At 69.4% G+C, this 8315-nt stretch carries 9 protein-coding genes and 1 pseudogene; 5 read left to right on the top strand and 5 right to left on the bottom strand.

Features of this window, described 5'->3' with window-relative positions; genetic code table 11:
• Window positions 1–70: 70 nt before the first annotated feature.
• Window positions 71–1444 (bottom strand): ABC transporter substrate-binding protein, encoded by a 1374-nt coding sequence (locus ACE3O1_RS13450; protein ID WP_374315861.1) that lies wholly within the window; start codon window positions 1442–1444, stop codon window positions 71–73.
• A gap of 145 nt (window positions 1445–1589) precedes the next feature.
• Here ACE3O1_RS13450 and ACE3O1_RS13455 point away from each other — a divergent pair, with 145 nt between their 5' ends.
• From ACE3O1_RS13455 to ACE3O1_RS13470, 4 genes are all read left to right on the top strand, one after another.
• The gene (locus ACE3O1_RS13455) at window positions 1590–2330 is read left to right on the top strand and encodes a FadR/GntR family transcriptional regulator (protein WP_374315863.1); all 741 of its coding nucleotides are present in this window, start codon (window positions 1590–1592) and stop codon (window positions 2328–2330) included.
• A gap of 52 nt (window positions 2331–2382) precedes the next feature.
• Window positions 2383–2958: a YdeI family protein gene (locus ACE3O1_RS13460; RefSeq protein ID WP_374315865.1), complete on the top strand. Its 576-nt coding sequence runs from the start codon at window positions 2383–2385 to the stop codon at window positions 2956–2958.
• Window positions 2959–3093: 135 nt separating this feature from the next.
• Complete coding sequence (locus tag ACE3O1_RS13465; protein ID WP_374315867.1) at window positions 3094–3654, top strand: TetR/AcrR family transcriptional regulator; 561 nt, start codon at window positions 3094–3096, stop codon at window positions 3652–3654.
• A gap of 32 nt (window positions 3655–3686) precedes the next feature.
• The gene (locus ACE3O1_RS13470; RefSeq protein ID WP_374315869.1) at window positions 3687–4706 is read left to right on the top strand and encodes an SDR family oxidoreductase; all 1020 of its coding nucleotides are present in this window, start codon (window positions 3687–3689) and stop codon (window positions 4704–4706) included.
• 61 nt (window positions 4707–4767) lie between these two features.
• On the opposite strand, the gene pyrE is transcribed toward ACE3O1_RS13470, so the two are convergent.
• From pyrE to ACE3O1_RS13490, 4 genes are all read right to left on the bottom strand, one after another.
• Window positions 4768–5346, bottom strand: a complete 579-nt coding sequence (pyrE, locus tag ACE3O1_RS13475) for an orotate phosphoribosyltransferase (protein WP_374315871.1) — start codon at window positions 5344–5346, stop codon at window positions 4768–4770.
• Between the two features lie 103 nt (window positions 5347–5449).
• Complete coding sequence (locus tag ACE3O1_RS13480) at window positions 5450–6259, bottom strand: trypsin-like serine protease (RefSeq protein ID WP_374315873.1); 810 nt, start codon at window positions 6257–6259, stop codon at window positions 5450–5452.
• A gap of 114 nt (window positions 6260–6373) precedes the next feature.
• Complete coding sequence (locus tag ACE3O1_RS13485; protein ID WP_374315875.1) at window positions 6374–6985, bottom strand: hypothetical protein; 612 nt, start codon at window positions 6983–6985, stop codon at window positions 6374–6376.
• A 16-nt stretch (window positions 6986–7001) separates the two neighbouring features.
• Window positions 7002–7868, bottom strand: coding sequence for an MBL fold metallo-hydrolase (locus ACE3O1_RS13490; protein WP_374315877.1), 867 nt, complete (start codon window positions 7866–7868; stop codon window positions 7002–7004).
• 129 nt (window positions 7869–7997) lie between these two features.
• Here ACE3O1_RS13490 and ACE3O1_RS13495 point away from each other — a divergent pair.
• Window positions 7998–8315: pseudogene (locus tag ACE3O1_RS13495) on the top strand (hypothetical protein); the annotation flags it as partial.

An 8315-nucleotide genomic window follows, 5' to 3' on the forward strand; every position in this document is an offset into this window, starting at 1 on the left:
CCCGCGGCCCCCGGGCCCCCCCCCGGGGGGGGGGCCCCGGCGGCCGTGACGATGGTGATCGTGTCGGACACTATTCGACCGTGTACCCGTTCACCGTGGCCTCGTTCTCGAGCTCGGTCTGCCAGGCGGGCAGGAGCGAGACGACGGTGTCACCCGCTGCCATCCCGGGGATGACGACCTTGGCCCACGCAGTCTCGGGGCTCCAGCTGGTGACGTCCCAGCCGTCCCACACCGAGGCGGCAGCGTCGGTCATGACCTGCTCGAAGTCGTCGTTGACGAAGTACCCGGTGTCGGCGAGCTTCGCCAGCCAGCCCTCGGCGGCCGACGCGTACGCCGGGTAGCCGCTGGAGAGCTCGACCTGGAACTCGTCCGAGCTGGTGACGAACTCGAGGAAGGTTTTGACGGCCTCGAGGTTCTTCGAGTGGCTGGACGCGTACCAGACGCCGCCGCCGACGTTGCCGGCCGCGGGCTCGCCGCCCTCCCAGGCGAGCGGCGCGCTGACGCCGATCTCACCGGCGGGGACCGCGAGGCCGCCCTGGAAGATGGCGCCCGTGTACCAGACCGGTCCGGGCACGCCGACGAGTTTGTCGGCGTACTTCTCGGCGAACTCCGCGCTGAAGAAGCTGTCCTGCACCAGCGTGCCGTTGGCGAGCATCCCGTCGATGATCTCCGAGATCTTCACCGAGTTCTCGGCCTCGGTGTCGGAGTGGAACACTCCAGCTGACGGGGACTGGAAGACCGGCGACTCGGAGCCGCCGTAGTACACGTACGTCATGAACGAGTCGCCCATGCTGCCCAGGATGTAGCCCGGGTGCTCGGCCGCGAGCTGGTCGCCGAGCTCGGCGTATTCCTCCCACGTGGTGGGCACGTCGTAGCCGAACTCATCGAGGAGCGCCTCGTTGTAGTAGAAGACCGTCTGCGCGAGGTCGTTGCGCAGACCGTACTGGACGCCGTCGATCGTGGTGATGTCGTTCGCACCGGGCACGAAGCCCTCGAGGAAGTCCTCGTCGAGCAGTCCCTTGTTCAGCGGGGCCGCGAAGCCCTGCGTGCCCCCGGCAGCCGGCTTGGACGCCCAGATGGCGTCGTTCTGCTGCGTCGAGAACACCACGTCCGGCCAGCCGTCTCCGGCCTGGTCCATGAGGGTGATCTTGCTCTGGAACGAGCCGCTGCCGCCGGCGTTGCCGTCGTACGTCTCGAACTCGATGTCGATGTCGGGGTGAGCCTCCTTGAAGGCCGTCACCGCGGGTTCGCGTGCGGCGTCGACCCAGACGGTGATGGGGCTGTCGGCCACCTGCTCGGCGGTCTCGAAGCCGTATTCGCTGGTGTCACCGCCGCCACCGCCACCGCCGGCGGAGCAGGCACTGAGGGCCAGGAGGCCGGCCGCGGCGAGCGCGGCGACCGAGAGCGCCCTGGTGGGGCGGAGAACGGACGATTGCTGTGCCATGTCGCATCCTTACTGATCGGCATCTTCGACGACAGTCTTGTCGGGTGAACCGATTACATCACACGTATGATGTAATACGCAATCGTTTGATCCTCCGCGGCATCCGTCGTCGGTGCCTCACAATGGGAATCACAGGAGGTGCGCCATGACCAACGGAACGCCGGCGTTCGCCGTCCGCGCCAAGGCTCCCCGGCTCGGCGTGACCGTCGTCGCCGAGCTCGTCGACGCGATCGTGCGCGGCGACCTCCCCCCGGGAACGAGCCTTCCGCCCGAGGCCGTGCTGTGCGAGCAGTTCGGCGTGAGCCGCACCGTGATCCGCGAGTCGGTGAAGCGGGTCGAGGAGAAGGGTCTCGTGACCGTCACGCAGGGGCGCGGGACTCAGGTCGCGCCGCCCTCCTCGTGGAAGATGGTCGACGACACCGTGCTGTCGGCGCTCGTCGCGAACGACGCGACGCTGGGCACCCTGGACGACCTGAGCGTCGTGCGCGCGGCGCTGGAGGCCGTAATCGCTCGGGATGCCGCAGCCTCCGCGTCGCCCGAGCAGCTCGTCCGGCTCGCCGAAGCCCTGCAGTCCATGCGCGACGCCGTGCACGACGAACCGTCGTTCGCGAAGGCCGACGTGGTCTTCCACGGGATCGTCGGCGACATGTCGAGCAACCGGCTCGCCGACTCGATCGTCAAGACGCTGTTCCGCCAGGCGCTCGCGAGCAGCCGCTACTCGCTGCGCAGCCAGCTCGAGATCACCCTCGCCGAGCACGAGGCCGTGTACGCGGCGATCGCCGACGGCGATCCCGATGCCGCCGAGGCGGCGATGCGCACGCACATTCTCGACGCCTGGGAGCGCCGCCGGCCGGGACGCGCGGCTGGGCTCGACTCCGAGGCCTGACCCGGCCTCGTCGCGGACACGCGGCGTCCGCGGACGGCGATAGGGTCACGGCATGGGTGCGCTCGAGGACGGCGAGAAGGTTGAGGCCGCGGATGCCGCAGCCTGGCGCGACTGGCTCGAGAGGAACCACGCCACATCGAAGGGCGCCTGGCTGGTGCGAGCCCGTCCCGGCTCGGGCCTGACGTTCGTCGAGTACGAGGACGCGATCCGGCACGCCCTGTGCTTCGGCTGGATCGACGGCCCGGTGCGATCGTTCGACGACGCCCGCGGCGGCCTGTGGTTCGCCCCGCGCCGGCCGTCCAGCGGCTGGGCGGCCACCAACAAGGCCCGGCTCATCGAGCTCGAGGCCGCCGGCCTCATGACCGAGGCGGGCATCCGCGCCGTCGAGGTGGCGAAGGCGAACGGCTCGTGGACGGTGCTCGACAACGCCGAGGCCGGCATCGAGCCCGACGACCTCGCCGCGGCGCTCGACGCCGAGCCCACCGCCCGCACCGCGTGGAATGCGTTCCCGCCGTCGGCGAAGAAGCTCGGAATCTCGCTCGTCGATATGGCGCGGCGGCCCGAGACGCGCGCGGTGCGCATCGCGAAGATCGTGGCGGATGCTGCGGAAGGGAAGCGACCCGCATGACCGGATTCGAGCAGACGCTGCTGTTCGGCGCCACCGCGATCGTGCTCGTCGGCACGCTCATCGTGTTCGTCTGGCAGTGGCTGCGGGGTCGCGGGCGGGATTGACTGATCACTCTAGAGCGTTTACTCTAGGGCTGTGAAGTACTTGCGCTCCGACATCCTCGATGCCGCCGTCGACGTCCTGGATCAGGAGGGTCTCGGCGTCTCGACCGCTCGCCTGGCCGCCCGCGTGGGGGTGTCGAACGGGACCCTTTTCAACTACTTCCCCACGCGCCAGGACCTGATCGACGCGCTGTACCTGCACCTCAAGCGCGACCTCGCGTCCGCGATCGGCGACACCGACGGGTCGGCCTCAGCGAAGGACCGCGCCCGCGAGGTGTGGGACCGGTGGGTGGCCTGGGGATGCGCGGCTCCCGCGCGCCATCGGGTCGTCCTTCTCCTCAAGGGCGGCGGAGCGGTGGGCGCCGTCGCGCTCGCGGAGGCCGCGGAGCTCTTCGCCGGCGTATCGAATCTGCTGGACTCCGCCGCGCGCGAGGGCGACCTCGTCGACATGCCACTGCCCTACCTGGCGGCGGTGATCGAGGCGCAGGTCGATCTGGCCGTGTCGAATGGGCTCCGTGGCGCCGCGCGCGCCGTGGCGTTCGAGATGGCGTGGGCCTCCATCGCATCCCCCACCCTCCACACCGCGTCTGCGTGACCGACGCAGACATCTCGAGTCAAGGACGAACAATGTCGACCAATCCCGTTCTCGTCACCGGAGCATCCGGTTTCATCGCGAAGCACATCGTGAGAGAGCTGCTCGAGTCCGATCGGACGGTGCGCGCGGCAGTGCGCTCGCCTGCTCGCCGAGCACAGCTCGAGGCGCTGTTCCCCGATGCGCCACTGGAGTTCGTGACCCTCGACCTCACGGCCGACGAGGGGTGGGATGCCGCGTTGGTCGGGGTGGACGCACTCATCCACACGGCTTCCCCGTTCCCCAGCGCGCCGCCGAAGGATCCGCAGGACCTGATCCGTCCGGCCGTCGACGGGACGGTGCGCGCGCTGCGTGCCGCGCAGTCGGCCGGCGTGACGAGAGTCGTCATGACCTCCACCTGCGGCGCCATCTACAAGCCTGCGGACCAGCAGTGGTCGCGCGTCAAGACCCGCGAGGACTGGACCGATCCGACAGGCCCGAAGACGACCCCCTATGAGGCGTCGAAGACGCTCGCAGAACAGGCCGCGTGGCGCTTCGTCGCCGAGCACCCCGAGATGCGGCTCACGACCATCAACCCGGGCATGGTCTTCGGTCCGGCGATGGACGAGCATTACGGCTCGTCGCTGGGGCTCGTCGAGCAGCTGGTCACCGGCCGGATGCCGATGTACCCGAGGCTGGACATGCCGGTCGTCGACGTCCGCGACGTCGCCCGCATGCATGTCCGGGCCCTGGCGGACGACGGGTCGGCGGGCCAGCGGTTCCCGGGGAATGCCGGTGCGCTGTCCGTCCCCGAGATGGCGGGCATCCTCGCGGCCGCCTACCCGGCGCGACCGGGCCTGAACGGCCGGGTCGCGCCGGACTGGCTGGTCCGGACGATGGCGACGTTCGTGCCGCTGATGCGGACTGCGGCGAAGGGCCTCGGGCTCAACGCCGAGGTCGACGGGACGGACGCCCCCCGTCAGTTCGGCTTCGACTACATCCCGTCTCGCGACGCTCTTCTCGCCTCGGCCGAGTTCCTGCTGGCCGGCGAGCGCGCGCCGAAGGCGACCCGGTAGCCGACGGCGGGCCCGACGGGGTGGCGCCGGCCGGCGCCGAGGCGGGCCGGCTCCGGGGGCGCTACTGGGGGGCGAGGCCGAGGTCGTCGAGGTCGATGGCGGCCAGCCACTGGAGCCCTTCGGCCTCGACGGCTGCCTGCGCGCCGGTCTTGCGGTCCACGATCACGGCGACCGCCACGGGCTCGGCGCCCTCGCGCCGGAGCGCTTCAACGGCCTTGAGCGCGGACTGACCCGTGGTCGAGGTGTCCTCGAGCACGACGACACGCTTGCCCGCGACATCCGCTCCCTCGATCTGGCGACCGCGGCCGTGGTCCTTGGGCTCCTTGCGCACGACGAATGCGTCGAGGGGGGTGTGGGTGCGCGCGGACTCGTGCATCACGGCGTTCGCAATCGGGTCGGCGCCGAGGGTGAGCCCACCGACCGCGACGATCCCGTCGATCTCGCTGATGAGGTCGAGCATGATGCGGCCGATCGACGGTGCCGCACGGTGGTCGAGTGTGAGCTTGCGCATGTCCACGTAGTACGTCGCCTTCTTGCCGCTCGAGAGCGTGAAGTCGCCGTGGAAGACGGCTTCGTCCTGGATGAGGGCGATGAGGTACTGGCGGTCGGCTTCGAGCGCGGGCGTGGAGGCGACGGTCATGGATCCGAGTCTACGGATGCGCGTGTTCGGATGCCGTGGGCGTGGCCGGGGGCCGGTGCGAACTGGTCGCACCGGCCCCCGGTGTTGGATTTGCGCGTGAGCTCTAGGGGATCTGGTCGCCGAAGTTCGCGTAGATCCAGTCGAGGTCGTCGGCGCGGTCGATGCGGTACACGCCGCCCGTCCCCCCGCACGCGCTGTTGAGTCCGAACGACGTGACACCGGCGATGACGTTGGTGTCGGCGATGAAGTTCGGGCCTCCCGAGTCGCCGTAGCAGGTGCCGCCGGTGTGCGCGTTGTTCGAGAGCAGCAGTGAGGAGTCGCCGGTGAACCCGGTGTTGATCTGGTTCAGCTTCGGCGTCGAGACCATGCGGGTCTTGAACGCCTGGTCCTTCCACGATGCGGCGTCGGGGAAGCTCTTCTGGAGCCCGTAGCCGACCGCCGTGAACCACGCGTTCTTCTTCGTGCTCTTGGCGTAGGCATCCAGCTGGTTGAGCGTCGGAAGTTCGCCGTATTCGGCGAGCAGCACCGGCTCATCGAGCACCACGATGCCCAGGTCGTAGAGGTAGAACGCCGCGTCGTCATAGTCGGGGTGCGTGTAGGGCGTTCCGCTGACCTGGCCGGTGTACGGATATCCGAGAGCCTGCGGGTTGGGCTCGAGGTTGCTCTGGAACCAGAGCTCCACGTGCTCGGCACCGTAGGTGCAGTGGCCGGCGGTGACGTAGATTGTCGGGGAGATCAGCGTGCCGCTGCACCTCCACAGCGGGTCGCCCTCCTCGGTCTGGGCGACCATGAGCCCGACGTACGGGTGGCCTTCCCCATCGGGGACACCGTCGGTGACGGCCTGAGCCGGCGCCGATCCGAGACCGATGAGCAGGAGGGCCGCAGCGGCTGCGGCGAGCGCTTTGTGGCGCATGTGAGTTCCCCTCTCCCTGGGTAGTGACGCCGAGCCTGCCACCGCCGACCACCGCACGGCAAGCATCTGCCTCAGTGGATCATGTCGCGAACCGATCGACGAGCGTCGCGTGAGCTATGTCGCGAAGCGCTCGACGAGGCGGATCAGGGTGGGAAGGCCCCGCGAAGTCGCCGGCCCCCCGGTGAGGTGCCCGAGCACCGGCGTCGCGTTCGATTCGCGATCGCGTTCGTTGATCGCGATCGTCCAGCCGGCGCCTGTCGCGACCAGTCGGCAGCGCCGGCGGGCCGCCTCCTCGACGGCGACAGGATCGTCGAGGTCGACGATGCCACCCCTGTGGAGCGTGAGCTCGCGGCGCGCGGCATCCGGAGCGGTGGCGTGCACGTCGACCAGTTCGACCACCTGCCGGAGCGGCATCCCGAAGACCTCGCGGTCCACGCCGCATCGCGCGGTCAGGGCTGCTCGCACATCCTCGAGGATGCCGTCCAGGTCGGGGTCGGCGCGGTCGCTGGCGCGGGCGCTGTCGCTTGCGCGGGCGGGGGCACGGGCCCGGGCGGGGACGCCGGCGGGGGCGGGGGTGCCGGCGGGGGCGCCGGAATGGAAGATCACGGTGCCGTTGCTCTGGAAGGGGACGGCGTCGGGGAAACCGGCGTCGGTGAAGGCCGCGAGCAGGTCTGCAGTGAAAGGATGTCCGCGCTGACCCTGGTTCACATTGCGGAAGAACGCCACACAGTGCACTCGCGACCTACCCCTCGCCCGTGCCCGTCGCGTCTGGATCCGTGCGCTCGCCCATGCCCGTCGCGCCCGTCTCCCGCCGCTCGAGGATGCGCTGAACCTGCCAGCGGTGGATGTCGGGAATCCACTCCAGCGGCGCGTCAGGTCCGACCCGCGGGTCGTCGGGCTCGGTTCCGTCTCGCAGCGCTCGAACGTAGGCCAGATCGAGGTCGATCCGTGCACGCAGCTGGGCGGCGTCGCCGATGGAACCGTGACCAGGGATGACGACATCCGCTCGCTCAGCGACGCTATCGAGAAGCTCGAGCGCCTCGAGGTAGTCGGAGATCGGCTGCCGTGCCTGCAGATCGAGGAAGGGCATGAGGGTGTCGGACAGCATGTCACCCACGACGAGGACGCGGCTCGGCTCGATCAGCAGCGCGGCATGGCCCTCGGAATGGCCGCGATGCTCGAGAACAATGACGCGAGGGCGCTCCCACGGGATCTCCGAGGCACCGCCGGGAAGCGCGGTGAGGTGACCGAGCAGCTCCATGGGGATCTCATCGGCGTACTCAGGTGGAAGCCCTTCGGCGACGTCGTCGATCCAGTCCGGTTGCGCGAGCACGTCGCGCATGAGGGCCGCGCCCCTCGCCGTCGCGTATCGCGGCGCCGAGCCGAAGGACGGATGCCAGAGGACGTGATCCCAGTGCGGGTGGGTGGAAAAGGCAGCGACCACGGGCTGATCGAGCGCGTGGAGGTCATGTGCGAGGTCCTTCAGTTCGCCGTTGGTGATGCCCGGATCGACGAGGAGCACGCCCCCACGACCCTGCACGACGACGGTGTTGCTGGCGATGAACTCGCTCTGGTGCACCCAGACTCCGTCGGCGACCTGTTGCAGCATGGCGCCCCCTCTCACGGCTCTCTGCCGCTGCATGCGACGCTACTCCGGTGGACGGACATTCGTATATTTATCCACAGCGTGGTTTGATGGACCTCTTCAGTGTCGTAGCTATGTACTACGGTCTGGGGTATGACATTCACGCCGCCGGATGAGCCGGGTCCCGGGTTCTTCGATCGGGTGCCCGAGGATGCGGGGTTCTTCGACATGGTGCCGGAGGATCTGGTCTGGGATGCGGAGGTCGCCGATCGGGCGCCGGTGGTGCCGGATGATGTGGAGTTGGTGACCGATGTTGCGGTGATGATGTCGGTGTTCGCGGCGCAGCGGTTGGAGCGGGTGGAGGGGTTGCGGCGCAACGCGTTGGCGGACCCGGGGCGGTATGGCGGGGGCACGGTGCAGATCGTGGAACGCTCGGTGCGGTTGGAGTTGGCGGCGGCGCTGCGGGTCACC

It is taken from the genome of Microbacterium sp. (assembly GCF_041909575.1).
GTDB lineage: Bacteria > Actinomycetota > Actinomycetes > Actinomycetales > Microbacteriaceae > Microbacterium.

Coding starts and splice junctions, on each gene's coding strand:
- ACE3O1_RS13450 (WP_374315861.1), bottom strand. CDS start 1,444: ATGGCACAGCAATCGTCCGTTCTCCGCCCCACCAGGGCGCTCTCGGTC.
- ACE3O1_RS13455 (WP_374315863.1), top strand. CDS start 1,590: ATGACCAACGGAACGCCGGCGTTCGCCGTCCGCGCCAAGGCTCCCCGG.
- ACE3O1_RS13460 (WP_374315865.1), top strand. CDS start 2,383: ATGGGTGCGCTCGAGGACGGCGAGAAGGTTGAGGCCGCGGATGCCGCA.
- ACE3O1_RS13470 (WP_374315869.1), top strand. CDS start 3,687: ATGTCGACCAATCCCGTTCTCGTCACCGGAGCATCCGGTTTCATCGCG.
- pyrE (WP_374315871.1), bottom strand. CDS start 5,346: ATGACCGTCGCCTCCACGCCCGCGCTCGAAGCCGACCGCCAGTACCTC.
- ACE3O1_RS13480 (WP_374315873.1), bottom strand. CDS start 6,259: ATGCGCCACAAAGCGCTCGCCGCAGCCGCTGCGGCCCTCCTGCTCATC.
- ACE3O1_RS13490 (WP_374315877.1), bottom strand. CDS start 7,868: ATGCTGCAACAGGTCGCCGACGGAGTCTGGGTGCACCAGAGCGAGTTC.